Raw genomic sequence first — 1063 nt, 5'->3', positions numbered from 1 at the left:
TACATACATCTCAAGTCTTTTAAGTTAGTTGGGCTGGCGCCCCACTTTCGTAACTAAGTTCCTAAACACTGGGTAATGGTTTCGCATGCGCACAGGCAAGCAACAATCTGTCCACCAAGCGATTTCCAAGCTTCCTGCGGTTGAATCGATACACGAACTCCTCAAGGTATCCTTGCTTGTATACAATCCGCCCGTGGTACGTACCATCGATAAACCTCTTGGCCAGGCTGATGACCTTGTCTATCCATTCGAACGTCTCATGGGCCTCCGGTGTACCCGACTTCGTCACTATATGGGACGCAGGCTCCAACTCCTTGGCACAGGCCACAAGCGTCTTGCTGCCGTCCGTCTCCCAGACGCAATTTGGTTTCAGCCGTCCGGATAGAACGGGAGCAACCACTTCCTTCGTGAGATTCGGTACTACCGCCATGGTGATGTACTTAGGCGTCCCACGCTCCATCTGAACGGCGACAATCACCGGGTCCTGATCCGAGCCCCTCCCACGCTTTCCTTTTCCATGGCTCTCTCCGCCAAAATAGGCGTCATCGATTTGCACGAGTCCTTCCAACTGATACAGTGCATTGCGATCAGCCATGGCCTTGCGGATTTTACGCAACATGTTCCATGCGGTGGGATACGACACTCCAATATTCCGTTGAATGGTTGTCGCAGCAACGCCTCGCTTGTCATTGGCCATCAGGTACACCGCAAGAAACCACTTGCGCAAATCGGTTTTCGTCTTATGAAAGATGGTGCCCGCCGTGACGGAAGTTTGCCGAGAGCAGTTTTTGCACTGGAATAAGGGCATTCGTTCTTCAGCCTCTTTCCGTGAGGAGCTTACAACTTCGCAATACTCCTTGCTGCCGCACTTCGGGCAAACAAAGCCATCTGGCCAACGTAGCTCAAACAAACGCTCCTCGCAGGCACGAATCGTGGAGAACCGTTCCTGAAACTCAAGAAGTGTCATGGCGATCACCCCAAACATACGTTCTATATCGCCATTCTACCACCTACGCTCCACTTTTCAATCGGAACTTAAAAGACTTGAGATGTATGTTGTAAA

At 51.3% G+C, this 1063-nt stretch carries 1 protein-coding gene; it reads right to left on the bottom strand.

Annotated features, from left to right (window positions below):
* Nucleotides 1-61 precede the first annotated feature (61 nt).
* Entirely contained in the window at nucleotides 62-967 is a 906-nt protein-coding gene (locus BFU02S_RS15945; RefSeq protein ID WP_169794103.1) for an IS1595 family transposase, read from the bottom strand.
* Nucleotides 968-1063 lie beyond the last annotated feature (96 nt).

This window comes from Neobacillus fumarioli NBRC 102428 (assembly GCF_001591485.1).
Taxonomy (GTDB): domain Bacteria; phylum Bacillota; class Bacilli; order Bacillales; family Cytobacillaceae; genus Neobacillus; species Neobacillus fumarioli.
Note: the sequence above shows the minus strand (reverse complement) of the source record. Positions and strands in the feature narration are given on the sequence as shown.

Coding starts and splice junctions, on each gene's coding strand:
- BFU02S_RS15945 (WP_169794103.1), bottom strand. CDS start 967: ATGACACTTCTTGAGTTTCAGGAACGGTTCTCCACGATTCGTGCCTGC.